This is a genomic window from Thermohahella caldifontis (assembly GCF_041153465.1).
In the GTDB taxonomy this organism is placed as follows: domain Bacteria; phylum Pseudomonadota; class Gammaproteobacteria; order Pseudomonadales; family Oleiphilaceae; genus Thermohahella; species Thermohahella caldifontis.
Window position 1 is genome coordinate 1198133 of sequence record NZ_CP154858.1, and the last position, 25922, is coordinate 1224054.

A 25922-nucleotide genomic window follows, 5' to 3' on the forward strand; every position below is an offset into this window, starting at 1 on the left:
GCGTGGCTGAATGAACGTGGTATTTTACCAGCGCGTCGCCGGTGCGCCAATTGCCGGTTTGAATTAGTTTGACTCGCCATCACGAGGGCAGCACCGCCATGAGCGAACCCAGACAGGCCGACCTCCGACTCAGGCTTTACCAGATCATCTTCGAGTCGGACACGCCCGCCGGCAAGTATTTTGATATCGCTCTGATTGTGTGCATTCTGGGCAGTGTGCTGGTGGTCATCCTGGACAGCGTCCAGGCACTGTCGGCCAAATGGGGCATGCTGTTCAATGTCCTTGAGTGGATTTTCACACTGCTCTTCACCGCCGAATATCTGCTTCGCATCTATTGCACCCCCCAACGGGCCCGCTACATCTTCAGCTTCTGGGGGCTGATTGATCTGGTCTCCGTACTGCCGTCCTATCTGGCCATCTTCCTGCCCCAGGCACACTATGTCCTGCTGGTCCGGATCTTCCGGGTGGTCCGGGTCTTCCGGATTCTGCGCATGGTCAAGTACGTGAAGCAGGCCGAGACTCTTATGCAGGCACTGCGCCAGGGCAGGCAGAAGATTCTGGTATTCCTGTGCGTGGTCATGGGCATCGTCACCGTGTTCGGCGCCATCATGTATCTGGTGGAAGGACCGGAGCACGGCTTCACCAGCATTCCCAGAGCCATGTACTGGGCGATCATCACCCTGACTACGGTGGGTTACGGAGACATTACACCCCAGACTGAAATCGGCCAGTTCATCGCATCAGCCGTCATGCTTGTGGGCTATGCCGTGATTGCCGTACCCACGGGCATCTTTACTGCCGAACTGGCGACCGCCATGCGCAAGGAGTACTCCCACCACGTGTGCACCAACTGCCACAAGGCCACCCATCACATCAACGCGGTCTATTGTGACCGCTGCGGTCACAAGCTTGACCGGGAGTGGGATCACATGATGAATCAGGAGGACAGCTGACGCATGATGGTCCGATGCTTCAGGATGCGCTGTTGCGCGTGGCCCAGCAAGGTGGTACGCCCATAACGCCCCTTTGCATTGGGCGTGCCGGTCTTCAGACCGGTGAGCAACTCGAGCGCCTCGGCAACCGTCTCCACGGCATAAATGTGGAAGAGCCCAAGGCGGCACGCTTCCACCACCTCATCCTTGAGCATCAGATTGACCACATTCTTGGCAGGAATGATGACACCCTGTTCTCCGCTCAGCCCCTTGAGCCGGCAGGTTTCGAAAAAGCCTTCGATCTTCTGATTCACACCACCGACCGGCTGCGCCTCACCGAACTGGTTCATGGAGCCGGTGATCGCCAGGGATTGCCGGATAGGCACCTCGGCAATGGCAGACACCAGCGCACAGAATTCGGCCATGGTGGCACTGTCCCCATCCACCGGGTGATAGGACTGCTCAAAGGTGATGCTGGCGGCCAGCGGTATGGGACCATCCTGACCCAGCAACGAGGCCAGATAGGCGGAAAGGATCATCATGCCCTTGGCATGGAGTGCGCCGGCGAGCTTGACGTCCCGCTCAATATCAATGACCTCTCCGCTGCCGTGATAGCAGGTTGCCGTGACTTTCGACGGCATGCCGAATTCGTGATCACCGGTATACAACACCGAAAGCGCATTGATCTGACCAATCCGCTCTCCCTCCGTCTCCAGGATGGTGGTGCCCTCGGCGATGGTGTCATAGATCTGGTCCCGGATCCTGCTCGACCGGTACTCGGCACTGGCCAGTGCCTTGTCTACATGATCCGGTGCAATCATCCGCGCGCCGGCCTGTCTGGCCCAGTAATCGGACTCCCTGAGCAAGCAGGCAATGTCCGCCGCATGAAGTGAAAGGCGGTTCTGATGCTCGGCAACCCGGCTGCTGTGTTCGATCACGCGCATGACCGCATCCCGGGACATGGGCAGCAGATTCTTGTCACGCACAAGGGAGGCGATGAATCGGGCATACTGGAGCTGCGTTTCGGGTGTGCGACTGATGACATCCTCGAAGTCCGCCACCACCTTGAACAACTCGCCAAAGTCGGGATCGTAATCCCTGAGGAGCAGATAGGTTTCCCGGTCTCCGAACAGGATAATCTTCACGTCCAGTGGCAGGGGCACGGGCTCCAGCGAGATGGTTGCGGAGAGAGACAGCTCCTTTTCCAGCGTATTCACCGCCAGCTTCCGCGAGCGCAGGGCCCGCTTCAGACCGTCCCACACAAAGGGCTGCTCAAGCACCTTGGCAGCATCCATCAGCAGATAGCCACCGTTGGCCCGATGCAGGGCGCCGGGGCGAATGAGCGTGAAGTCCGTGTACACGGTCCCCTTGTAGGTGACGTTCTCCACATAGCCAAACAGGTTGGCGTGGGTGGGGTTATCCTCCACCACCACCGGTGGTGCGCTTGCGGCATCATCGTGGGATGCCACCACATTCACCTGATACCGGCGCGGCAGCTTGTTGTCCAGCGCCGCCTGGGACAGGGCCGCGGATTCGTCATCGTCCTCGAAGAACACGTCAAAATGCTTGAGGATATCGGTCTGCACATCATCCAGCCACGCCTGGATGGCCGGACTCTCCCTGTACTTTTTCTTGAGCGTTTCGATGGGATGGCGCGTGACGCCAAGCGCCACTTCCTCGTTGAGTTGCTGGTGCATGTCGGTGTACTGCTCTTCCCACTCGCTGAGCTTGCGCAGCACGGCCCGCAGCTTCTTTTCCATGCGATTGACCGCATCCTCGGCCTGCTTGCGCTCTGCATCACTCAGACGCGCAAAGGTTTCTTCCGTGTGCGGTTCGTCACCATTGAGCGCCACGAGCCGGTATCCGCCCGGTGTCTGCAGTGTCAACAGCACGCCCTGTTTCTTTGCCTGATTTGCCAGACGCTTGAGCGCCCGCTCCTGCTTGTCTGCCAGTTCGTTCTTGAGCTTCTCGGCCCGCTCGTAGTAACTGTCGTTGTCAAACGCCTGAGGTACCAGTTTCTGAAGACGCCGCAGCAGTGTGTCCATGTCCTTGCGAAAGGCAGTCGCTGTCCCCGGAGTCAGTTGCAGGAATCGTGGCGTGCGCGGATTCTCGAAGTCATTGACATAACACCAGTCCCAGACGTCGCTGCGGTTTTCCTGGCGTGCCAGATAGCCCAGCACCATGGTCCGCTTGCCGAGCCCGTTGCGTCCCACGGCATAGACGTTGTACCCGCCCGCCATCATGGATATGGCAAACTGTACCGCTTCTTCTGCCCGCCCCTGCCCGAGGATACCCTGCAAGGCATCCAGTGTGCGTGTGGACGAAAAAGGAAAGTCCTTGCGCCGGCAGGCATGCTTGAGCCGGCTGACCGGCAGGGGCTTGCGAAAATTCATCCAGGCTCCTTTATGCAAATGGAGATCATCAGGGTATGGGTCCAGTGTAACCCGCCCGGGGCCGGGGTCAAAGACTCATCCCTGAAGTCAGCCTCTTCGGGTCAAATGTGATCTGAACCACATTATTTCTGTACACTCGTCCATCAATCCTCCCCATATCGCCGGCTTTGGGCTAGAATCATCCGGACGCAAGGCATCCACAAGAACAAACTCTTTCAGGTGCGTCATGCAGGAGCAACTCTCAGTGCGTTTTATGGATCGCCGTATCAAGGAGCGGCATCAGGCCCGGCATTTGCAGGTGACCGCACGCGTCATCACTTGGTTCGGTGTGCGCAAGGCGCCCGTCGAGGTGGAATGCGTGGACTTCAATCGTTATGGCATGGCCATCGAAACGCCCCATGCCTTCCGGCGCGGTGACCGCATTGAGTTCAGTTTCCGGGGGCGTTATATCTCCGAACAGGGGATTCTTGGCACGGTCGTGAGCCGCGCACCCTCCCGGAACGGAAACCGCTACGGGATTCTGTTTGCCTACTGTCAGTCGCCCCGCTACTATACCCGCGAAACCGACAATGCACTGGCGCGGATAGAGCGCCTGTGCAGTGAACTGGGTATTGCAAGCGATTCCGCCGAGGCAGGATGATTTCACAGCCGATCACCGCTCTGATCCTGGCAGGCGGCCAGGGCAGCCGTCTGCAGGGCGCCGACAAGGGCCTGCTCACACTGGGGAACCGGGAGCGCTTTGCCGAGCGGCTTTCCACCTTGTTCCGCCAGCATCATTTTCCCGTCTTCATCAGTTGCAACCGCAACGCTGCAACCTACACCGGTTTTGCCGACCGGGTGTTTGCCGACACCCTGCCCGGCTTTCATGGTCCGCTTCAGGGCATTCTGGCGGCACGTGAATACCTTGAGACCCCCTGGCTTCTGGTCACCCCCTGCGATACCCCGCTTCTGGATCATCGTTACCCGGATCGCATGACGGCAGACCTGTCACCTGACAGCAAGCCGGTGCTGCGCGTCGCCCACGACGGCCGGCGCCTCCAGAATCTGCATGTGCTGCTGCATCGTGATCAGCTTGACCTGCTGAGTGACTATCTGAACGCGGGCGGCAAAAGTGTCTATGGCTGGCTCAACCGGACCGGGCATGAGCCGGTGGACTTCAGTGACTGCCCGGACCTGTTCCGCAACGTCAATACTCCCGAAGACCTGGAAGCACTCAGCTTGCAGGCGCGTCCGGCTCGGGGTTCGTAGCGCGCCATTGCTCAGCCCGGCGCGAATCCTTTTCCCTTGCATCCACCCAGTGCGCTCCATCCGCTGTGATTTCCTTTTTCCAGAAAGGGGCCTGTACTTTCAGGTAGTCCATGATGAACGCACAGGCCTCAAACGCGGCTTCGCGGTGCTCCGAGGAGACCAGAACCGCGACAATCTGGTCTCCGGCAACCATCCGCCCGATACGATGCACGACCATGACACGGATCAGCGGCCAGCGCTCCCCCGCCTCATGAGCGATCCGCTCGAGGGATTTCTCGGTCATGCCGGGATAGTGCTCCAGCTCAAGGGCCTGTACCCCCTCACGCTCACTGAAGTCCCGGACCAGTCCCGTAAAGGTGGAGATCGCCCCCACGCGCGGGGCATCTTCACGGAAACGCGCATGGAGTGTTCCGATATCGAAATCCTCGGTCTGGATGCTGATCTGTACTTTCATCTCAATCTTCCGCATCATGCCATCTTTGAAGCGACCTTAACCTGTTCCCATCCCGCTGACAACAACCAAACGGAGGTACTGACGGCATGTATGCCGCACTGAAACATATCCATATGCTGACCGCATTCATCAGCATCACCTTTTTCGGGATTCGTGTCTGGTGGCGCCTCAGTTCACCGGAAAAACTGACACGCAAATGGGTACGCATCGCCCCCCATGTGAATGATACCCTTCTGCTGGCAGCCGCAATCGGTCTGACCCTGATTCTGCAACAATACCCGTTTCAGGCAGACTGGCTGACGGGCAAGGTGATTGGCTTGGTGGGCTACATCATCTTCGGCTTCATTGCGCTGAAACGAGCGGCCACGCCACGCGGCGTCCTCATGGCAACAGCGGCTGCCTATGCCTGCGTGGCGCTGATTCTCAAACTGGCGTTCACGAAGCAGTTTCTATAACCGGAGTCTCGAACCGTGACAGACCGGGCTTGCCGTACCAGTAACCGTTGCAGGAATTGGTAGCGGCTGTCACGGGCTCACCGGCCAGTGCGTTGCGGAATCGTGCCACCACGTCTCCGGTCCCTACAGGCTCCGGACTGATCCGGATGTGCGTGGCACCGGCAGCCTTCAACTCCCCCACACGGTCGGAGAGGTCATACCGGCGCCCCGATTGGGTCTGAATCCCATTGATGGTGAAGACCTGCTCCTCTTCCTGAGAGTAGACTTCCAGCCCCACCGGGTAGTCCATGCATTTGAAACGACAGTCATCCTTGGGCAGCTTGTGATGACGCGCCGTGAAGCAGCGGGCGGAATACGCCAGGGGCAGATATCCCCATGCGAAGACTTCGGTCTCCGGAAGGGTTTCCAGACGTTCGCTTGCCTCGTCAAGAATGGCGCGAAGTGCTTGGCCTGAGAGCTCGACCGGCATCACCCAGCGCCGTGCGCCGGTTCTGGCCAGCAACGACAAGGTGCGACCGTTGTAGGTGTTGATCGTCGGGCCTGCCACAAAAGGAACGCCCGCCTCGGACAGCAACTGAACGGCAGCCATGTCATTGGCCTCAATTGTAAACGGGCTTTCACGGCAAATCCGTCTCAGCATTTTCAGGTCCGATTCGGCCGACAGCAGCGCCAGGGTGGACAGCACCACTTCCTTGCCCGCTTCAGCAAGCTGCTCGCCAATCGCGATCCAGTCCTCGAGCCTGAGCTCCCTTCGCTTCGGGCACACGGTTTCGCCCAGATACACCACGTCCACATCCCAGAGCGCAGCCTGCCGGTAAAAGTCAAAGGTTGCTTCGCGCGGCCAGAAATACAGATTTGGACCCAATGCGAGTTTCATGCGATCTCCTATTGCCAGGGTCGGGAGTAGGCACCCAGGGTGGTCTGAGCACCTTCGGACACCTTGCCCAGCGCCTCTGCCCAACGTGACTTGACCCGGTAGGCATCCGGCTGACGGGCATACAGATCCAGTGCGCTGCGCCAGGTCCGGACGACCTGTTCCACATAAGCGGGGCTGCGCTGCCGACCCTCTATCTTGACCGCCTTGATGCCGATGGCATCCAGTTGCGGGATGAGCTCGATGGTGTTGAGGCTGGTCGGCTCTTCCAGGGCATGATAGGTCTGACCGTTGACCACGTAACGCCCCTTGCACAACGTGGGGTATCCGGCTTTCTCCCCGGACCGTAACGGTCGATCAGCACATCATTCAGACGCGACTCCAGCCCCTGATCCGTCTCCTGCCAGCGAACAAAACTCGCCGGTGAGCAGGCGCCACAGGTGTTGGGACTCTGATCCGTCAGATATGACGACAGGTAGCAACGACCTTCAGCCATGATGCACAGCGATCCAAAGGCGAACACCTCCAGATCCACCGGTGAATGGGCGGCCACCTGTTCCACCTGCTTCAGAGACAGCACGCGTGGCAGCACCGCCCTGCGGATATTGAAATGCTTCTGATAGAATCGCAGTGACTCATAGTTTGTGGAGGATCCCTGTACGGAAAGGTGAAGTGCCACCTCCGGCCAGCGTTCCGCTGCATACTCAAGCACGCTCATGTCGGCTGCGATCAGCGCATCCACACCCAGGCCGGCGGCTTCATCCACCGCACGCTGCCAGCGCGACCATCCGTCCGGTCTCGGATAGGTATTGATGGCCACAAAGATCCTCACGCCCCTGTCCCGAGCGTACTGAATGGCCTGTCGTGTCTTGTCTCCTTCAAAATTGAGGCCTGCAAAATGGCGTGCGTTGGTATCGTTTCTGAAACCGATATACACCGCATCGGCACCGTTATCGACGGCTGCCTTCAGTGCGGGGTAACTGCCTGCCGGACAGACGAGTTCCATAATGTGTCCCCGTTATGTTGTCTGAGTCTCTGTTCAATTGCCCTGAGTACCGGGCCCTTGTGTTCACACCACTGCGGTGCGAGCAACAGCTCACGGCTTGCTGTGCCCGTAATACGCTGAAATATCAGATCTTCCGGCGCACGCCGGATCACTTCCACCACCACGTCGGCGTATTCCTCCAGGGTGATGGGCTGGTATTCTCCTCTCTTCCACTCTCTGGCCAGTTGTGTGCCGCGCACCACATGCAGCGGATGGAGCTTGATCGAGTCCGTGCCCAGCGCCATGACCCGGTCAAAACTGATGAGCGTATCGGAAGGTGCCTCCCCGGGAAGCCCTGCAATCAGGTGCGTACACAGCTTGAGACCATGAGCCCGCGCACGCTTGACTGCATCGACATACTCGGCGAAACCATGCCCCCGGTTGACCCGTTCAAGCGATGCGTCGAAGGTGCTTTGCAATCCCAGCTCGAGCCAGACCTCATGGCCAGCGTCCTGATAGCCGGCCAGCAGTGCCAGCACCTCATCGGGCACACAGTCCGGCCGGGTGCCCACGCACAGTCCGAGCATGTCGGGATCTTCAAAGACCTGATCATACAGGTACCTCAGCGTTTCCACGTCGGCATAGGTATTGGTATAGCTCTGAAAGTACGCCAGGAATTTCCGCGCCCCGAAGCGTTTGGCAAGGCGTACCTTGTCACGGGCGATCTGCTCCCGGATACCGGCAGCCTGCCGATCCCGCGCATGGGGACTGAACGTGGCGTTGCTGCAGAAGGTACAGCCCCCGATGCCCTTGCTGCCATCCCGGTTCGGACAGGTCATGCCGGCATGAAGGGAGATCTTGTGCACGTGCTCTCCGAAGCGGCGACGCAGATAGCGTCCAAATGTCAGGTATGAGGTGGTCATGGGTCCGGTTGTCCTGAACTCAGGGCGGCCAGCCTAGCAGATCACGACCGACATGGAATTGACACACATCAATGCCTTTTCCCGCTCAACGGGCATACTGGCGTTTTGTTCGCAGCATCAGGAGAGACCATGAAACTGCCGACACCTCGCGCCATTCTGCCCCGGCTTCCCGTGCTGGCAGCTCGCCCGGCTGCCCATGCTCCGTTTTTCATCCAGAAGCGGGCACTGACCCGCTTGCTGGAACACGTGCTGAGCGATGCGCTGGCCGCAGGTGAGTGCGACTTCCTGAGAGGACATTGGTTGCGCGTCTCCATACAGGATATCCCGCTGGTCTGGGACTTTACCCTGAAGCCGGACCGGCGAATCGAGGTCTCCCGCCACCAGCATTGTGATGTGGAGATCCGGGGAACGTTGCGCAGCTTTCTGTTGCTGGCCTCCCGGAAGGAAGACCCGGACACACTCTTCTTTCAGCGGGATCTGGTGATCGAAGGCGATACGGAACTGGGGCTGCGCACCAAAAACCTGCTGGATACGCTCGAACTGGAGGCACTTCCGCCGGAACTGGTGTTTCTGATCCGCAGCGGCGCCGAATATGTCACGGTGTTCCAGTGACAGCGTCAACATGAGGCATTATCCTATGCCCGTCGAGAGTATGAGGATGCACCATGTTGCACGCATTGACCACGGCTTCGCTGCGCCGTCATTACCTGTTCAGCAAACTGTCAGAAGATGAACTGGCCCGTATCGGGGAACACGCTCAGATCATTGATCTGGAGGCAGGAGAAAACCTGTTCTTCCAGGATACCGAAGCCGAGTATTTCTATCAGGTGCATAGCGGCCAGATCAAGCTGTCACGCCTGAATCCGGATGGCAACGAAAAAGTCATCGAGATTCTGTCACCGGACGAAACCTTTGCCGAGGCCGTGATGTTCATGAACATCCGCCGCTATCCGGTGACCGCAACCGCGGTGACGCCCTCAACCATTTATGCGTTCAGGAGTCAGGTGTTTCTCGATATCGTCCGCAACAACAATGATCTGTGCCTCAGACTGCTGGGTGACATGGCCATGCGCCTCAGAAGCCGCATGCACGAGATCGAACAGCTGACAATGAAAAATGCCACCTACCGGGTGGTACGCTATTTTGTCCATGAACTGGAACAGGTAGGAAAGGAGAGCGGCGAACTGGAGCTGAGCGTTCAGAAACAGTTGCTGGCTTCACGCCTGTCCATCAAGCCGGAAACCCTGTCACGCATTCTGGCGGTCCTGCGGGACCAGGGACTGATCCAATCACAGGGCAAGAAGATCGTCATCCTTGACCCGGAAGCCTTGCGCAACTACGAGTAACGTTCAGAGCTTGTCCCCCTCATGATCATCCGGAGGGGGATCCATGTCACTGGGTGGCTGCACGTAGAACCGTTTCTGATCCACTTCCTTGACTTCCGGATCCGTATAGGGATTGCGCTGACGGCCCTTCCAGAGCCAGATGCCAATCCCGACCACCACCAATGCTGCGATGAGCCATTGCATGAGGTTGTCCTCGTTTGTTGTACACGAATACAGTGTAGCGCTGTTTATCTGAGGACAACCTGTCAAAAGTCAATAAATCGCTCAGTTATTCCGGGATCACGGTCTCGGCTTCAGTGGCTTTCACGACCGGCTGAGGCATCAGCTCGGCACGGATGGCCTGCTCGATTTCCTGAGCGACTTCCGGATGCTCTTCAAGGTAACGGGCAGCGTTGGCCTTGCCTTGCCCGATCTTGTCACCCTTGTAGCTGTACCAGGCGCCGGCCTTGTCCACGAGCTTGAGCTGTACCCCCATATCGAGAATCTCGCCCATGCGGTAAATGCCCTTGCCGTAGAGAATCTGAAATTCGGCCTGCTTGAATGGCGGTGCGACCTTGTTCTTGACCACCTTGACGCGGGTCTCGTTGCCGATGACCTCATCCCCTTCCTTGACTGCACCGGTGCGGCGGATATCCAGACGCACCGAGGCATAGAATTTCAGGGCATTACCACCGGTAGTCGTTTCCGGGTTGCCGAACATCACGCCGATCTTCATGCGGATCTGGTTGATGAAGACCATCAGACAGTTGGCCTGCTTGACACTGGCCGTCAGCTTGCGAAGTGCCTGAGACATGAGGCGCGCCTGCAGGCCCACGTGCGAGTCGCCCATCTCGCCTTCAATCTCGGCCTTGGGCGTCAGTGCTGCAACGGAGTCGATCACGATCACGTCCACCGCACCGGAGCGCACAAGCATGTCGGCAATTTCGAGCGCCTGCTCCCCGGTATCCGGCTGGGAGACGAGCAGGTCGTCAATGTTGACCCCCAGCTTCTCGGCATAAATGGGATCCAGCGCATGTTCCGCGTCCACAAAGGCACAGGTCTTGCCCTGCTTCTGGGCTTCGGCGATCACCTGCAGGGTCAGCGTGGTCTTGCCCGAACTTTCCGGGCCGTAGATTTCCACAATACGTCCGTACGGCAGACCGCCGATCCCCAGTGCCACATCCAGCCCGAGCGAACCGGTGGAGACAGCCGGAATCGCCTCACGCGGCTGCTCGCCCATGCGCATTACTGCGCCCTTGCCGAACTGGCGTTCAATTTGCGTCAACGCGGCACTCAGTGCCTTCTTGCGATTATCATCCATTCTTGGCCTCACACCTTTTTACTGTATATCTGAACAGCATTATTCCACATCCTGTGGGCAATGCCAATGCGCAATTGTCTCAGAGGCAGCCCGGCACCTTCAACTGCCCTCCCAGGCCTCAATGCGGTGCAGCAGTCCGGTGAGCGCATTCATCACCGCCTGCTCACGCACTGCCGCCCGGTCGCCTTCAAACAGATAGCACTCTGCCGTAACCTCACCGTGCACGCACCAGCCGATCCAGACGGTCCCGACCGGCTTGCCAGGCACGGCGCCTCCGGGTCCCGCAATGCCGCTGGTCGCCACGCCCACGTCCACACCGGTTACCCGGCAAACCTGACGGACCATTTCCCGAACCACCGCTTCGCTCACCGCCCCCTCACGAGCCAGCAGCTCCGCCGGCACGTTCAGCAGACTCTGCTTGAGGTGGTTGCTGTAGACCACCACCCCGCCTTCATACCAGTCAGAACTTCCCGGCAGTTCCGTCAGGGCCTGTGCCACGCCTCCGCCGGTACAGGACTCGGCCGTGCTGACCCGCCAGCCCCGTTCCACCAGCACCTTGCCCGTCTTGATCAGCAAATCCCGCATCAGTACCCCCTGAACAATTCCCATGGCTGCAGCCACTATACGAGCCCACCCCACCTTTATCAATCCGGCCCCTTCCCGTAAAATCCAGAGCCTTCCAGCCACAGATCAGACAGGATGCCCATGAACAGTCCGGCACATACTCCCATGATGCAGCAATATCTGGCCATCAAGGCGGACTACCCCCGCCAGTTGGTCTTTTACCGCATGGGCGACTTCTACGAACTGTTCTACGACGATGCCAAGCGTGCAGCCGAACTGCTGGACATCACCCTGACGGCACGGGGCCAATCCGCAGGCAAACCGATCCCCATGGCCGGTGTGCCCTATCACGCCGCCGAAAGCTACATTGCCCGGCTGGTCAGGCTCGGCGAATCGGTGGTGATCTGTGAGCAGGTCGGGGATCCGGCCACCAGCAAGGGACCGGTGGAACGCAAGGTTGTCCGCATCATCACGCCCGGCACGCTGTGCGAAGAGGCCTACCTGGATGAACATCAGGACAACCTGCTGGTTGCAGTACGTACATCCGACAAGGGGTTCGGTCTGGCGGTCATGGACATTTCCGCTGGCCGGTTCGTGATTCAGGAACTGCGCGATCCTGACACCCTGAAAGCGGAACTCCAGCGGTTGCGCCCGGCGGAACTGCTGGTGGAGGAAGGATCGGACTGGACAGACGGGCTGAACCTGGAGTGCGCCATCAGCCAGCAACCCGACTGGTACTTTGACACGCAGACCGGCGAACGTCTGCTCTGCGAGCAGCTGGGCACCCATGACCTCAGCGGCTTTGACTGTGCCGATGCACCGCTGGCCGTCGGTGCAGCGGGATGTCTGGTTCAGTATGCCCGGGAAACGCAACAGAACGAGTTGCCCCATATTCAGTCCCTCACCCGCGAGCGCAGCGAAGATGCCATCATCCTGGATGCGGCCACACGCCGGAATCTTGAGATTGACATCAATCTGCGTGGAGACAGTCGCTTCACGCTGGCCTGGGTGATGGACAAGACAGCCACCGCCATGGGCAGTCGCCTGCTCAAGCGCTGGCTCAATCGTCCGCTTCGCGACCGGGCCGAAGTCATGCGCAGGCAGTCGTGCGTCACCTATCTGTGCGACCAGGCCCTGGATGACCCCATTCACGCCCTCCTCAAGCGTGTGGGAGACATTGAGCGGATCCTGGCCCGGGTGGGCCTCGGATCGGCCCGCCCCCGTGACCTGACCCGTCTGCGTGACGCATTGGCCATCTTGCCCGAGCTGCAGGAGACGCTGGCGCCCCATGACGAGCCCTTGCTTGGACAGCTTGCTGCGGATGCCGGCACCTTCCCCGGGCTGACAGATCTGCTCGAACGCGCGCTGATCGACAATCCGCCGGTCACGATCCGGGATGGTGGCGTCATCGCCGAAGGCTTTGATGCCGAGCTCGATGAGCTGCGGGGACTGAGTGAACATGCCGGTGACCATCTGCTGGCGATTGAGGTCCGGGAAAAGGAACGGACGGGCATAGCCTCACTCAAGGTGGGCTTCAACCGGGTACACGGCTATTACATCGAGATTCCACGCACCCATTCCGACAAGGCGCCCACCGAGTACGTGCGCCGGCAGACCCTCAAGAATGCGGAACGCTTCATTACCCCCGAACTGAAAGAGTTCGAGGACAAGGCACTGAGTGCACGCAGCCGGGCACTGGCGCGGGAAAAGTACCTCTACGAACAACTGCTGGAGACGCTCAAGGCGGACCTCGTTGTCCTTCAGAAGTGTGCCCGCGCACTGGCTACCCTGGACGTGCTCACCACCTTCGCCGAACGGGCCCAGACCCTGCGCTTCTGTGCGCCCACGCTGGTGGATGAGCGCCGGATCGAGATCCGTGACGGCAGGCATCCCGTTGTCGAACAATTGCTGGACGGACCTTTCGTTCCGAACGATCTGACGCTGAACGACAACCGCCACATGCTGATCATTACCGGCCCGAACATGGGCGGCAAGAGCACTTACATGCGCCAGACCGCCCTGATCGTGCTGCTGGCGTACTGCGGCAGTCATGTTCCGGCATCGGCCGCCACCCTCGGACCGATTGACCGGATCTTCACGCGCATGGGCGCCTCCGACGACATCGCCGGCGGCCACTCCACCTTCATGGTCGAGATGACGGAAACCGCCAACATTCTCAATCATGCCACGGCCCACAGCCTCGTCCTCATGGATGAGGTCGGCCGGGGCACCAGCACCTATGACGGCCTGTCACTCGCATGGGCCGCTGCCGAATATCTGGCCCGCAAGCTCAACGCACTGACCCTGTTCGCCACACACTATTTCGAGCTTACCGAGCTGCCGGCGCTCATTCCCGGTGTTGTCAACGTGCACCTGACGGCCCGGGAGCATCAGGACACCATTGTCTTCCTGCACAGTGTGCTGGAAGGGCCGGCCAGCCAGAGTTACGGGATCCAGGTGGCCCAGCTTGCGGGCATTCCCCGGCAGGTCATCCAGCAGGCACGCAAGCGGCTGCAGAAGCTGGAAAACCAGAGCCGGCACACACCGCTGCATGATATTCAGCCCGACATGTTCGCCGAGCCGCCCGAGTCCGAAATAGAATCACGCCTCAAGGCCATCGACCCGGATTCGCTGACGCCCCGGCAGGCACTGGAGCTTTTGTACGAGCTACGCTCCGGTCTGGAGCGCTGAAAGCCGTATTTGAGCACGGGCGAAGTTGCGGCACGGGGCGCAAACGGCCTAAAATACCCGGCCTGAACGCTGTGAAGAGGCACTGCGCCCTGGACCACTCTAACTATTAGGAACCCATCATGACCTTTGTCGTTACCGAAAACTGCATCAAGTGCAAGTACACAGACTGCGTGGAAGTCTGTCCGGTGGATTGCTTCTATGAAGGACCGAACTTTCTGGTCATTGATCCGGACGAGTGCATTGACTGTGCCCTGTGCGAACCCGAATGCCCGGCCCAGGCCATTTTCTCGGAAGATGAGCTGCCGGAAGATCAGAAGCAGTTTATCGAAATCAATGCCGAGTTGTGCCGGGTGTGGCCGAACATCACCGAAAAGAAAGATCCCCTGCCGGATGCCGCCGAGTGGGATGGCGTCAAGGGCAAGCTGAAATATCTGGAAAAGTAATTCAGCGACACAGGACATCGCGGCACACCACGGGTTACCCGTGTTGTGCCGTGCGTTCCCCGTCACTCAGGTATTCGGTGTTATCCACCCACGCCCGGGCTTCAGCCGGAATCGAGCGGCCCGGACACGCCCGCAACGGGCCGGAAACGTCTCACCGGCTCATGCTTTCCCGGCTTCCAGAATCTGCCTGACAGGCCTGTAGGTCGTTCGGTACTCGTCCAGAACCCCCAACCTTGCCAGTGCCTCCAGATGCGCTGCTGTCGGATAGCCCTTGTGGGCGGCAAAACCATAGCCGGGGAACTGCCTGTCCAGGTCAATCATCCATTGGTCCCGGTGAACCTTGGCCAGTATGGATGCGGCGGAAATGGCGGGGACTTTCTGATCCCCCTTGACGACTGCCGTTGCGGGAACCCCGAAGGCGGGTGCCCGGTTACCGTCCACATACACGTGCTGCGGCGTGATGGACAGCTGCGCCACAGCCCTTTGCATCGCCAGAAAGGTGGCCTGAAGAATATTGAGGCGATCAATCTCCCGGGCAGACGCTTCCGCAATCGCCCATGCCAGAGCCTTTTCGCGGATTTCTTCGGCCAGCGCCTCCCTTTTTCGTTCGGTCAGCTTCTTGGAGTCCGCCAGTCCGCTGATCGGCCTGTCCGGATCCAGAATCACCGCAGCGGCAACCACCGGACCGATCAGTGGCCCCCTGCCTACCTCATCCACACCGCACAGCCTGACCGGCTCCGGTGTTTCCGGATCCAGAAAGGAGAGCTGTTCAGACACGAGGTGCCTCCTTCAGGAGAGATGCAACGGCATCCGCAGCCTTCTCACTGGCGTTGAGCCTCAGCTGACGGTGAATCTCGGTGAATGTCTGTTGCAACGCCGCAGCCGCTTCGGGTTTCAGCCGTTCCAGTACAGCCGTTGCCAGTCGTTCCGGTACGGCAGCATGCTGAAGAAGCTCGGGTACCAGCTCCCGTCCCGCCAGGAGGTTGGGCAGCGATACCCAAGGTACTTGGATGAGCCGGCGCATGATCCAGTAGGTCAGCAATGCCAGACGATAGGCCACGACCATGGGCTTCTTCAGCAACATGGCCTCCAGTGTGGCCGTCCCGGAAGCCAGCAGCACCACGTCGGCCGCCATCATCGCGGTGCGGGACTGACCTTCGATCAGGGTTACCGGAAGCGTGCCGCCCAATGCTTGCAGCAAGCCGGCAATCTGAGCCTTTCGGTCCGCATTGACGGCAGGTATCACGAAATGGACATCTCCCCGCCGTTGATGAATACGCACCAGCGTTTCCATGAATACCGGACCGATACGGCTGACCTCGCCATGCCGGGAACCGGGAAGGATGGCCACTACCGGTCTGTCCTGAGGAAGGTTCAGCGCGTGCCGGGCCTGCACCACATCCGGCCGTAAGGGCAACTCGTCTGCCAGCGGATGGCCGACACAGACGGCCCGGACACCATGCTCGCGATAAAAGTCCACCTCGAACGGGAACAGGGTCAGCATGCAGTCCACAGCTTTGCGGATGGTCTTGATCCGACCCTGGCGCCATGCCCAGACCGAAGGGCTGACATAATGCACCGTCGGTATTCCGGCCGCCCGGAGCGGTTTCTCCAGGCGCAGATTGAAATCCGGCGCATCAATGCCGATGAACACATCCGGCCGGTCTCCGCTGAAGTGATCCAGCAGGCCTCTGCGGATGGCAAACAGCTCCCTCAGGCGTCCCAGCACCTCCACCAGCCCCATGACGGAAAGCCGCTCCATGGGATACAGGCTGACCATCCCCTCGGCACACATGAGGGGCCCGCCGATGCCGGTAAAGCGCGCTTGAGGATAACGGGCTTTCAGGGCGCGGATCAGGCCGGCGCCGAGGATGTCCCCGGAAGCCTCACCCGCAACCAGACCAAAATGCGGACGGGCGCCCGGGGACGGGGTGTGTTCAGCGGACGATACCACGGGTGGCCCGCCGGAGGCTGTCCACAAAGACCTGGATCATGGGCTCATCACCGGATTCTTCCAGTATCCGGGAAATGGCCTCGTCCAGCGTCAACCCCTGACGATAAACACGCTTGTAGGCGTTCTTGAGCGTACGGATCTGCTCGGGAGAAAAACCTCTGCGCCTCAGTCCTTCCACATTCAGACCATGCGGCTTGGCCGATTGCCCGCTGGCCATGACGAAGGCGGGGATGTCCTTGAGGACAATACTACCCCCTCCGGCCATGCTGTGTGCGCCGATGTGGCAGAACTGATGCACCATCGTACCGCCGCCCAGAATGGCGTGATCATCTACCGTCACATGCCCGGCCAGTGTGGCCATGTTGGCCAGAATGACGTGATCACCGATACGGCAGTCGTGTGCCACATGAACATATGCCATCAGCAGGTTGTGACTGCCCATGCGGGTCACGCCCTCATCCTGAACCGTGCCCCGGTGCAGCGTGCAGTTTTCCCGGATCACGTTGTGGTCGCCGATCTCGAGGCGGGTCGGCTCTCCCTTGTACTTCTTGTCCTGACAAGCCTCGCCCACGGAAGCAAACTGAAAGATTTCGTTGTGCCTGCCAATATGGGTCGGTCCCTTGACCACCACATGAGAGTGAATCACTGTACCGGTGTCAATGGACACATCGGGGCCAATGACGGAAAAGGGGCCCACCTCAACATCCGGAGCCAGTTCGGCCCGCGGATCAACAATCGCCTGGGGATGAATCGCCATCGTCAAATACTTCTCTCTGCTGTCAGAATCTCCGCACTGCAGACCAGCTGCCCGTCCACACGGGCCTCGCAGGCAAATTTCCAGATACCGCGCTTGTCCATGATGAAGTTGGCATCCATGACCAGCTGGTCTCCCGGGATCACCGGGCGCTTGAAGCGAACCTTGTCCGCCCCGGCAAGATAATACGTGAAACCGTCGGCAGGTTTCTTGCCAACGGTCACAAAGCCCAGCACACCGGCCACCTGAGCCATGGCCTCGATGATCAGGACGCCCGGCATGATGGGATTACCCGGAAAGTGCCCGGTAAAGCAGGGCTCGTTCACAGTCACGTTCTTGATGCCGCGGGCGCGCTTGCCGGGCTCCACCTCGAGTATCCGGTCCACCAGCAGAAAAGGATAGCGATGCGGCAGATACTCGAACAGTTCATTGATCTGGATGGTCATGGTGAGTTCAATCCTCGGATTCTTGAGAGCGGCTTCCGGAAGCCAGTTGCCGGATGGCCTTTTCCAGGGCCGTGACCTTTCTGGCCAGCTTGTCCAACTGGTGGAAACGTGCCACATTGCGGCGCCATTGTGCATTGGGCTCGACCGCAGTGCCGGACGAGTAGGTTCCCGGTTCATGAATGGAATGGGAGACCAGGGTCATGCCCGTGATCTGAACCCCGTCGCAGAGAGTCAGATGGCCCGCGATACCCACACCACCGCCTATCATGCAGTGCGAACCGACGGTCGTACTGCCGGCAATCCCCGAGCATGCCGCCATAACCGTATGTTTGCCGACCCTGACGTTGTGTGCAATCTGGATCTGATTATCGAGTTTGACGCCATCCTCGATGACTGTATCACTGAGGGCACCCCGGTCAATGGTGGTATTGGCACCGATTTCGACATCATTGCCGATCCGCACACCGCCAATCTGGGCAATCTTGTAAAAGCCCGGAGAAAGATCCTTTCTGGCGCTCTGACGGGACAGGTCACCGAACGCCGGGGCAAACCCGAAGCCGTCCGAACCGATGACCACACCGCTGTGAACAATGACGCGATCCCCCACCGTCACACCGTGATAAAGTGTCACATGCGGGTAAAGATGACAATCTTCGCCCACCATTGAGCCGGTGCCGATGAAGCAGCCGGCATCAATGCGTGTCCGCGCACCAATCCGGGCACCCGCCTCCACCACCACGTTGGGGCCGATCGACACACCCTCCCCGATCACGGCAGCCTCATCCACGGTGGCAGAAGGATGAATCCCCTCTGCGCGTTCAGCCTCCCGGGAGACAAACAACCGGGACGCGAGGGCGTAACCCAGATAGGGATTGCCCATGACCAGCGCCGCCGAAGGCACCTGCTCCGCCAGATCGGGCGCCACAATGACCGCAAGGGCACGGGTATGTGCCAGTTTCGGTACGTAGGTCGGGTTCGCGATAAAGCTCACCTCATCCGGACCGGCTGCATCCAGTGTATTCAGCCCGCGCACCGGTGCATCCGGATTACCCCGCAGTTCGGCACCGATCTGTTCCGCCAATGACCTGAGCGTCAGCATGACGTCACTTCTGTGCGTTGAGCTGCTTGATCAGCTCCGGAGTGATATCCAGTGCCGGTTTGACATGGATAACGGACTGTCTGGGCAGAACCAGGTCATAGTTGCCCTTCTCAATCAGCGCCTGAAGTGCCTTCTGGAGCCGAGGCTCGGATTCACGGATAAACGCTTCCTGACGCTGGGATATCTGCCCCTGATACTTGCGCTTGAGATATTCGAAATCCTGAACCTTGGCATCGAACTCGCTCTTGAGACGGGCCTTTTCCGTTTCACTCAGGATCGCAGCATCTTTCTGAAGCCGATCACGCAGCTTCTGCGCTTCCTCCCCCAGTTTGCGGATTTCCTCTTCCTTGCCGGCAAACTCCTTTTTCAACTGCTTGGTATATTCCTGAGCCGCATCGGATGCCATGAGTGCACCACGATAATCCACCACGGCCACCTTGAGCTCTGCCATGGCCTGCCCGGCCAGAAACAGGGCAAAGAATACGCCCATCATTCGCTTCATCATGTGTCTGTCTCCTTGTTATGATTGACGCCGGGTCAGAAAGTCTGCCCCAGCATGAACTGGAAGAACTGCGTATTGTCCCCATCCTTCTTCCGGATGGCCTTGCCCAGGCTGAAGGACAGGGGGCCCACTGGGGTGATCCAGGCCAGCGAGACCCCCGCCGAGACGCGCAGCTCATCCAGCGCCGGATCGAATCCCCGGTCGGTATCAAACACGTTCCCCGCGTCCAGGAACAGCGCGCTGCGCACTGCGGACCGGTCTTCCAGCAGTGCAAAGGGGAAAATCAGCTCGAGACTGAATTCGGTCAGCAGGTTCCCGCCAAACGGATCGCCGGACTGATCCGGATCCAGCGCATCCGGCGTGCCCCGCAGACCCAGACTGGAGTTCTCGAAGCCACGCACGGAACCGAAACCGCCGGCATAGTAATGCTCATAGAAGGGCAGCGATGCCGTTGAGCCATACGCATTGCCATAGGCCAGGTTGGTGCGCTGCCGGACCACCCACTCGTGACTGTCTGACAGGGGAACATAGTAATCCGATTCATACTGCACTTTGTAGTACGTCAGGTCCGAAAGTTTCGGTAACGTGATGTCCGCCCCCAGTGTCTGTGACCAGCCCTGCGTGGGATAAACCCCCTTGTTCAGCGTGGAGCGGGTCCAGCTTCCGGTGATCAGGACCGCATCGAACTTGTTGCCGTTGGTGTTGATGAAATCGGTGATTTCCTGAGCCGGATAGGTGCCCAGCTTGATGTTGCGGCTTTCCGCCTGCAGACCGAAACGCAGCCGGCTCACCCGGTCGATGGGATAGCCGAAGGTCATCGCCGCCCCCAGATTGTCCGAACTGTAGGAGGAAATGTCCGAGGCCTCGTAGTCAGTCTCCTTGTAGAACACCCGGAAACCGCGGCTGACTCCGTCAATGGTGAAGAACGGGTTCGTGTACGACAGATTGGCGCTCTTGACACTGGCGCTGCGGTTGAGACCAAAGGATACACTGCGACCGGTACCGAAAAAGTTCTTTTCCGTCACGCTGACACCCAGCAGCAGGCCGTCACTCTGCGAGAAACCCATGCTGGCGCTGAGGCTGCCGGTGGGTTGTTCTTCCACGGTGTAGTTGACGTCAATGAGGTCATCATGGCCGGGCACGAGCGGGGTATCCACGGACACGGTCTTGAAGAATCCCAGACGGTCAAGGCGCGTCTTGGAGGCTTCGATCAGATCGCTGTTGGCAGGCGCAGCTTCCATCTGCAGCATTTGCTGACGCAGCACCTCATCCGCCGTGGAGACATTGCCGTTGAAATTGATGCGCCGCACATAGGTCCGCTTGCCCGGGTCCACATAGTAGGTCACGGTAGCGGTCTTGTCTTCCTCGTGTGGCGTCGGGATGGCCGATACCGTGGCAAAGGTATAACCTTCGGCGCCCAGCTTCTTGCTGATGAGGTCGGCATAGAAGTTGACCTGCTTCTGATTGAACACTTCGCCGGGCTCCAGCCGGATCAGCTCGCGCAGCTCGGCCTCGGGCACGATGAGATCGCCCTTGAGGGCCACGTCACGAATGCGGTACTGCGGCCCCTCCGTCACATCCACCGTGATGTACACCTGCTCGCGGTCCGGACTGATGGAAACCTCGGTGGAATCGATGGTGGCCTTGATATAGCCATGATCCAGATACCAGTTGCGGATCTTCTCCAGATCACCGGCCAGCTTCTGCCGGGAATACTTGTCCGAATTGAACACGTTGGCCCAGAATCCGGTTGTCTCCAGATCCAGCAAATCCGTCAGAGTGCCGTCATCCACGTCCTTGTTGCCGACAATATTCAGGTGGTGAATGGTCGCAACGGGCCCTTCCTTGATCTCGATGCGGATCTTGACCCGGTTGCCGGTCTGCTTTTCCGTGCTGGCCTCCACACGGGCACTGTAACGCCCCTGCTCGATATAGCTTTTCAGCAGTTCCAACTCGATCTGCTTCAGGGTGGACAGGCGGAAGACCCTGCCCTCTTCGAGCCCAGCAGCCTTCAGAGCCTTGAGCAGCTGATCGGTCTCGATGTTCTTGTTGCCTTCAATATCGATCTTGCTGATGGCCGGTCGTTCCTGTACCTGAACCACCAGCACATTGCCGTCCCGACCGACACGGATATCCCGGAACAGCCCTGTCTTGAACAGATCCCGGATCGCCCGCGCGGTATCGGCCGGGTCCACGTCGTCACCGAGCTCGATATTCAGTGCATTGATGACCCGACCTGCCGATACGCGCTGAAGGCCTTCCACCCGGATATCATCCACCGGAAACGCCGACGCCGTGCCGGCCAGCAGCCACAATCCCAGGATCATGGCCCCTTTACTGAATACATTTACCTTGGCGTGCCTCACTGGCTCCCCTACTTCAAACAGGATTTAAAGGCGAGCGATATCGTTGAATATCGCCAGAAACATCAGGGCCCCGATCAGCGCCATGCCGATGCGGATTCCCATCATCTGCGCCGCCTCGGACAGCGGGCGCCCACGCAGGATTTCAATGCTGTAAAAGAGAATGTGCCCGCCGTCGAGCACCGGAATGGGCAGGATATTCAGCACCGCCAGCGTGATACTGAGCTGGGCCAGAAAGGTCAGAAAACTGTCCAGCCCCATGCTGGCGGTGGCTCCGGCCACCTTGGCAATGGTAATCGGCCCGCCGATATTTTCGACGGAAATCATGCCCACCAGCATTTTTTTCATGGAGTCCAGCGTCAGCCACGTCATGTCCACAGTCTGCCGCCAGCCTTCTGCCACCGCTTCGAGCGGGCCATAGTGGACCGTACGGAGCATGGCTTCAGGCCACTGCGGTGCGCGCACCTGAGCACCGATGCGGCCAATGGAGCGACCTTCATGCTCAACCGTCTGGGGCACCACCCGCAATGTCAGCGTCTCGTCCCGGCGCTGAACAGTCATGTCCAGGGGCACGCCCGCAGAAGCCTGAACCCGTTCAACCAGTTCCATCCAGTCGGTCACGGGCTCACCTTCGATGGACAGCACTCTGTCTCCCGCCTTCAGGCCCGCTTCTTCGGCGACACTGCCCGGAACCACAGCCCCGATTACTGGCTCCAGGGCCGGCCGCCAGGGCTTGAGCCCCAGCGCCCGGATGGGATCCGGTTGGGCCTCGCCCTGCAGCCAGTTGCGCACCGCAAGACTGAAATCCCTGCTTTCGCTCCCTTCAAGCGGTCTCAACCGGATCACCAGCTCTCCGGTCTCGCCCAGCCGTTCAATCAAACGGATGTTGACATCATTCCAGTCCAGGACCGGCTCATTGTCGATGGACTCGATTACCCACCCCTCAGGAATACCCGCCTCGGCAGCCGGGGATTCCGGCAGCACCTCACCGACCACAGGCAGCACCTTGGTGGTACCACCGAACGCGACGACCGCATACACAACAATGGCCAGCAGAAAATTGGCCAGCGGGCCGGCCGCCGCAATGGCGATACGGGCCCAGGGCGACTTGCGGTTGAATGCGGCGTGCACCTCGTCCGGTGCCACCGGACCTTCGCGCTCGTCCAGCATTTTCACATAGCCGCCCAGTGGGATGGCGGCGATCACATATTCAACGCCATCGCGACCGTGCCAGATCCAGAGCGGCGCGCCAAAACCGACAGAGAAGCGAATCACCTTCACGCCCAGTTTGCGGGCAACCCAGAAGTGCCCGTATTCGTGAAAGGTGACCAGTACGCCCAGCGTGACCACCAGCGCCAGCACGGTATGCAGAAGTTCAAGCATGATTCATGACCTGTTCCCGGAGTGTTTGGCAATCCATTCACTGGCCGCTCGTCTCGCCCAGTCATCCGCCTCAAGTACCGCTTCCACCGAGACAGCGGCAAAATTATCCAGTTTCTCCAGGGTGGATTCCAGTACATGAGCAATTGTTAAAAATCCGATGCGCTCATTGAGAAAGGCCTCTACCGCCACCTCATTGGCCGCATTGAGTACGGCAGGGGCCACCCCGCCCGCTTCAAACGCCCGCGCAGCCAGTGGCAGGCAGCGAAATACTTCCGGTTCCGGCGTCTCGAAGGTCAGTGATCGGGCTGCGAACAGATCCAGCGGCGCGACGCCCGCCTCCAGACGGTCGGGCCAGGCCAGGCCATAGGCGATGGGTGTACGCATGTCCGGCGCACCCAGTTGAGCCACCACGGAGCCATCCAGATAGCGGACAGCCGAATGCACGATGCTCTGGGGATGAATATGCACATCAATATCCGAGGGACTGAGACCAAAGAGCCAGCAGGCTTCGATCAGTTCCAGCCCTTTGTTCATCAGCGTGGCACTATCTACCGAGATCTTGCGTCCCATGGACCAGTTGGGATGGGCGCAGGCCTCTGCCGGGGTGACATCACCAAGCTGTTCGGCCGTGCGTCCCCTGAACGGCCCGCCCGATGCGGTGAGTACAATACCCCGGACGCCATGGGACCTGAGATCAGGCCGGCGCCAGAGCTGCTGGGCTTCGGCGGGCAACGCCTGAAAAATGGCATTGTGTTCGCTGTCCACGGGCAAAAGCTCCGTCCGGTGACGGGCGACTTCGGCCATGAACAACTCACCGGCCATCACCAGCGATTCCTTGTTGGCCAGCAACACCCGGCAGCCCTGCTTCACCGCTTCCAGTGCAGGCAGCAATCCCGCCGCTCCCACAATGGCAGCGACCACAATATCCGGGCGGGTCAAACGGATCAGCTCGACGGCCGCATCTTCGCCCTGGAGAACCCGAGCCACCTCCGCGACGTCCGAAACGTCCACGGCAGGGTCGGTCACCGCAACCCACGGGCACCGGTGTGCCTGCGCAATACGAGCCAGTGCATCCGTCTGCCGGTGTGCCGTCGCCCCGACCAGTTCAAAGGTTTCGGGATGGCGTGCGAGAATATCCAGAGTACTCTGGCCGATGGAACCGGTTGCGCCGAGAATGACAACCCGCCGGGTCACACCGCCACCCAACCGAGCTGCAGCGCAATGAACAGAAACAGCGGCGCGGCCAATGTAATGCTGTCGATCCGGTCAAGGATACCGCCATGGCCCGGGAGGAGTGAGGAACTGTCTTTCACGCCCGCCTCGCGCTTGGCCAGGCTTTCCATCAGGTCACCCAGAACGGACAACAGGCCGCAGAGCATGGATACGCCGACCCAGCTCCCCAGCTGTGCAGAGGTCATGTGTAATACCATACTGCCCACGGACCAGGCAAACAGGGCCACAGCCAGCACACCCCCCACCACACCTTCGATGGACTTGCCCGGACTGACCCGGGGCGCCAGCTTGTGTTTTCCGAAGGTCTTGCCCGCGAAGTAGGCCCCGATATCCGCACAAAAGACGATGGCCAGGCTGTAGAGCAGCATCCAGGGAGAACCGTCTGCGGGCACACCCAGCCCTGTCCAGTCTCCCTCCCGCATGCGGGTGACCGCCAACCAGGTCGGTGCCAGCACGAGATAACCCACCGCCAGTCGCAATACCGGGTTGGACCACGACCTTGCGGAGAACGGATAGGTCACGACCAGCAGCGCCGCAATGCCCCACCAGATGAGCGAAGCACTCAGCACGGTGGTGACTTCACGGTGCGCGACAAGCCAGATGGCCGGCACCAGTGTCAGGGCGTACAGTATCCGCTGCCAAGCCCGTTTCAGGCCCGAAAGCCGGGCCCATTCCCAGCCCGCCAGTGTCACGATCGCACCAATGACCAGCGCAAAGATGCGATCATCAGCAAGAAACACCAGTGCAAGGAAAAGAGGGGCCAGAATGAGTGCGGTGATGACTCGTTGTTTCAGCATGAATCAGTGTCTCCGGCCAGCCGGGCATCCAGCTGCTCATCAGTTTGTCCAAAGCGACGGCGCCGGCTGGCATACGCAGCCAGTGCCTCCTGCATGGCCTGCTCACGGAAGTCCGGCCAGAACACATCAGCGAAATAGAATTCCGAGTAGGCCAGCTGCCAGAGCATGAAATTGCTGATCCGAAGTTCACCTGCCGTTCGGATCATGAGATCCGGCGGGGGCAGATCCGACAGAGCCGTATGCTGATGGAGGGTGGCCTCATCAATGTCACCCGGCTCCAGCTCACCGCTTTTGACCCTTTCAGCAACACGACGTGCGGCCTGCGTCATGTCCCAGCGTCCGCCATAGTTGGCGGCAATCACAAGAGTCATGCCGGTATTGTCGGCCGTCAGCGCCTCGGCTTCTGCCATCTTTTGCTGCAACGCATCACTGAAAGCGCTGCGGTCACCTATGATCCGCAGCCGAAGGTTATTTCGGTGCAGGCGCCTCACTTCCCGGTCAAGCGCCAGCATGAAGAGCCTCATCAGTGCACTGACTTCATCCTTGGGGCGACGCCAGTTCTCGCTGCTGAATGCGAACAGCGTGAGGACCTCAACACCTGCCCGGGCGCAGGTTTCCACAACAGCCCGGACAGCATCGACGCCCGCCTTGTGTCCGGCGACGCCTGGCAAATGCCGCTGACGCGCCCAGCGGTTATTGCCATCCATGATGATGGCAACGTGCCGTGGCACCTTGGGTGCGTCCAGCGGAATCCTGGAATAATCTGTCATGAGCAAAGCGTCC

Annotated in this window: 26 protein-coding genes and 1 pseudogene; 8 read left to right on the forward strand and 19 right to left on the reverse strand. The window is 59.7% G+C overall.

Annotation, left to right across the window (positions count from 1 at the left end; all coding sequences use genetic code 11):
• The first annotated feature begins 98 nt into the window (after positions 1-98).
• Positions 99-953, forward strand: a complete 855-nt coding sequence (locus AAIA72_RS05820; RefSeq protein WP_369602474.1) for an ion transporter — start codon at positions 99-101, stop codon at positions 951-953.
• Here AAIA72_RS05820 and AAIA72_RS05825 read toward each other — a convergent pair.
• On the reverse strand, positions 938-3325 hold the full coding sequence (locus tag AAIA72_RS05825; RefSeq protein ID WP_369602475.1) for a Lon protease family protein: 2388 nt from the start codon (positions 3323-3325) through the stop codon (positions 938-940). The two genes, AAIA72_RS05820 and AAIA72_RS05825, sit on opposite strands and share 16 nt — an antisense overlap.
• A 253-nt stretch (positions 3326-3578) precedes the next feature.
• On the opposite strand from AAIA72_RS05825, the gene AAIA72_RS05830 reads away from it, so the two are divergent.
• Both AAIA72_RS05830 and mobA read left to right on the forward strand, forming a co-directional pair.
• Positions 3579-3965: a PilZ domain-containing protein gene (locus tag AAIA72_RS05830; RefSeq protein ID WP_369602975.1), complete on the forward strand. Its 387-nt coding sequence runs from the start codon at positions 3579-3581 to the stop codon at positions 3963-3965.
• Positions 3962-4573, forward strand: a complete 612-nt coding sequence (gene mobA / locus AAIA72_RS05835; RefSeq protein ID WP_369602476.1) for a molybdenum cofactor guanylyltransferase MobA — start codon at positions 3962-3964, stop codon at positions 4571-4573. Before AAIA72_RS05830 ends, mobA begins: the two co-directional genes overlap by 4 nt.
• Here the strand turns inward: mobA and moaE are convergent.
• Positions 4539-5027 (reverse strand): molybdopterin synthase catalytic subunit MoaE, encoded by a 489-nt coding sequence (moaE, locus tag AAIA72_RS05840; RefSeq protein WP_369602477.1) that lies wholly within the window; start codon positions 5025-5027, stop codon positions 4539-4541. The genes mobA and moaE overlap by 35 nt on opposite strands.
• An 86-nt stretch (positions 5028-5113) precedes the next feature.
• Here moaE and AAIA72_RS05845 point away from each other — a divergent pair, with 86 nt between their 5' ends.
• A complete protein-coding gene (locus AAIA72_RS05845; protein ID WP_369602478.1) occupies positions 5114-5482 on the forward strand; it encodes a SirB2 family protein in 369 nt (122 codons plus the stop codon).
• Here AAIA72_RS05845 and AAIA72_RS05850 read toward each other — a convergent pair.
• The 3 genes and pseudogenes from AAIA72_RS05850 to AAIA72_RS05860 all read right to left on the reverse strand — a co-directional run bounded on the left by AAIA72_RS05850 (position 5463) and on the right by AAIA72_RS05860 (position 8264).
• Positions 5463-6359, reverse strand: coding sequence for a U32 family peptidase (locus AAIA72_RS05850; protein WP_369602479.1), 897 nt, complete (start codon positions 6357-6359; stop codon positions 5463-5465). The two genes, AAIA72_RS05845 and AAIA72_RS05850, sit on opposite strands and share 20 nt — an antisense overlap.
• An 8-nt stretch (positions 6360-6367) precedes the next feature.
• Positions 6368-7362 (reverse strand): annotated as a pseudogene (locus tag AAIA72_RS05855) (peptidase U32 family protein).
• Positions 7323-8264 (reverse strand): TIGR01212 family radical SAM protein, encoded by a 942-nt coding sequence (locus tag AAIA72_RS05860; RefSeq protein ID WP_369602480.1) that lies wholly within the window; start codon positions 8262-8264, stop codon positions 7323-7325. Before AAIA72_RS05860 ends, AAIA72_RS05855 begins: the two are co-directional and overlap by 40 nt.
• Before the next feature lie 129 nt (positions 8265-8393).
• On the opposite strand from AAIA72_RS05860, the gene AAIA72_RS05865 reads away from it, so the two are divergent.
• Together AAIA72_RS05865 and AAIA72_RS05870 are read left to right on the forward strand one after the other, a co-directional pair.
• On the forward strand, positions 8394-8876 hold the full coding sequence (locus tag AAIA72_RS05865; protein WP_369602481.1) for an SCP2 domain-containing protein: 483 nt from the start codon (positions 8394-8396) through the stop codon (positions 8874-8876).
• Positions 8877-8929: 53 nt separating this feature from the next.
• Entirely contained in the window at positions 8930-9610 is a 681-nt protein-coding gene (locus AAIA72_RS05870) for a Crp/Fnr family transcriptional regulator (RefSeq protein ID WP_369602482.1), read from the forward strand.
• Between the two features lie 3 nt (positions 9611-9613).
• Here AAIA72_RS05870 and AAIA72_RS05875 read toward each other — a convergent pair whose 3' ends face one another.
• From AAIA72_RS05875 to AAIA72_RS05885, 3 genes are all read right to left on the reverse strand, one after another.
• A complete protein-coding gene (locus AAIA72_RS05875; RefSeq protein WP_369602483.1) occupies positions 9614-9793 on the reverse strand; it encodes a hypothetical protein in 180 nt (59 codons plus the stop codon).
• An 85-nt stretch (positions 9794-9878) separates the two neighbouring features.
• Complete coding sequence (gene recA / locus AAIA72_RS05880; RefSeq protein ID WP_369602484.1) at positions 9879-10910, reverse strand: recombinase RecA; 1032 nt, start codon at positions 10908-10910, stop codon at positions 9879-9881.
• Positions 10911-11009: 99 nt separating this feature from the next.
• On the reverse strand, positions 11010-11549 hold the full coding sequence (locus AAIA72_RS05885) for a CinA family protein (protein WP_369602485.1): 540 nt from the start codon (positions 11547-11549) through the stop codon (positions 11010-11012).
• A gap of 66 nt (positions 11550-11615) precedes the next feature.
• Between AAIA72_RS05885 and mutS the strand changes: the two genes are divergently transcribed.
• A complete protein-coding gene (gene mutS, locus AAIA72_RS05890; protein WP_369602486.1) occupies positions 11616-14165 on the forward strand; it encodes a DNA mismatch repair protein MutS in 2550 nt (849 codons plus the stop codon).
• A 119-nt stretch (positions 14166-14284) separates the two neighbouring features.
• Positions 14285-14608 (forward strand): ferredoxin FdxA, encoded by a 324-nt coding sequence (fdxA, locus tag AAIA72_RS05895; protein ID WP_369602487.1) that lies wholly within the window; start codon positions 14285-14287, stop codon positions 14606-14608.
• A gap of 159 nt (positions 14609-14767) precedes the next feature.
• Here the strand turns inward: fdxA and rnhB are convergent, their stop codons facing one another.
• The 11 genes from rnhB to AAIA72_RS05950 all read right to left on the reverse strand — a co-directional run bounded on the left by rnhB (position 14768) and on the right by AAIA72_RS05950 (position 25909).
• Complete coding sequence (gene rnhB, locus AAIA72_RS05900) at positions 14768-15385, reverse strand: ribonuclease HII (protein ID WP_369602488.1); 618 nt, start codon at positions 15383-15385, stop codon at positions 14768-14770.
• Entirely contained in the window at positions 15378-16562 is a 1185-nt protein-coding gene (gene lpxB, locus AAIA72_RS05905) for a lipid-A-disaccharide synthase (RefSeq protein WP_369602489.1), read from the reverse strand. Before lpxB ends, rnhB begins: the two co-directional genes overlap by 8 nt.
• Positions 16546-17319, reverse strand: coding sequence for an acyl-ACP--UDP-N-acetylglucosamine O-acyltransferase (lpxA, locus tag AAIA72_RS05910; protein ID WP_369602490.1), 774 nt, complete (start codon positions 17317-17319; stop codon positions 16546-16548). The genes lpxB and lpxA overlap by 17 nt, the downstream gene beginning before the upstream one ends.
• Before the next feature lie 2 nt (positions 17320-17321).
• Positions 17322-17762 carry a 3-hydroxyacyl-ACP dehydratase FabZ gene (gene fabZ, locus AAIA72_RS05915; protein WP_369602491.1) on the reverse strand — a complete coding sequence of 147 codons (441 nt, stop codon included), beginning with the start codon at positions 17760-17762 and terminating at the stop codon, positions 17322-17324.
• 7 nt (positions 17763-17769) lie between these two features.
• Positions 17770-18861 carry a UDP-3-O-(3-hydroxymyristoyl)glucosamine N-acyltransferase gene (gene lpxD, locus AAIA72_RS05920; protein ID WP_369602492.1) on the reverse strand — a complete coding sequence of 364 codons (1092 nt, stop codon included), beginning with the start codon at positions 18859-18861 and terminating at the stop codon, positions 17770-17772.
• Positions 18862-18865: 4 nt separating this feature from the next.
• Positions 18866-19366, reverse strand: a complete 501-nt coding sequence (locus tag AAIA72_RS05925; protein WP_369602493.1) for an OmpH family outer membrane protein — start codon at positions 19364-19366, stop codon at positions 18866-18868.
• A 32-nt stretch (positions 19367-19398) separates the two neighbouring features.
• Complete coding sequence (gene bamA / locus AAIA72_RS05930) at positions 19399-21690, reverse strand: outer membrane protein assembly factor BamA (protein ID WP_369602494.1); 2292 nt, start codon at positions 21688-21690, stop codon at positions 19399-19401.
• Between the two features lie 63 nt (positions 21691-21753).
• Positions 21754-23109 (reverse strand): RIP metalloprotease RseP, encoded by a 1356-nt coding sequence (gene rseP / locus AAIA72_RS05935; protein WP_369602495.1) that lies wholly within the window; start codon positions 23107-23109, stop codon positions 21754-21756.
• A 3-nt stretch (positions 23110-23112) separates the two neighbouring features.
• Positions 23113-24303 (reverse strand): 1-deoxy-D-xylulose-5-phosphate reductoisomerase, encoded by a 1191-nt coding sequence (locus tag AAIA72_RS05940; RefSeq protein ID WP_369602496.1) that lies wholly within the window; start codon positions 24301-24303, stop codon positions 23113-23115.
• Positions 24300-25139: a phosphatidate cytidylyltransferase gene (locus AAIA72_RS05945; protein ID WP_369602497.1), complete on the reverse strand. Its 840-nt coding sequence runs from the start codon at positions 25137-25139 to the stop codon at positions 24300-24302. Before AAIA72_RS05945 ends, AAIA72_RS05940 begins: the two co-directional genes overlap by 4 nt.
• Positions 25133-25909 carry an isoprenyl transferase gene (locus tag AAIA72_RS05950; RefSeq protein ID WP_369602498.1) on the reverse strand — a complete coding sequence of 259 codons (777 nt, stop codon included), beginning with the start codon at positions 25907-25909 and terminating at the stop codon, positions 25133-25135. The genes AAIA72_RS05945 and AAIA72_RS05950 overlap by 7 nt, the downstream gene beginning before the upstream one ends.
• Between the last annotated feature and the right edge of the window lie 13 nt (positions 25910-25922).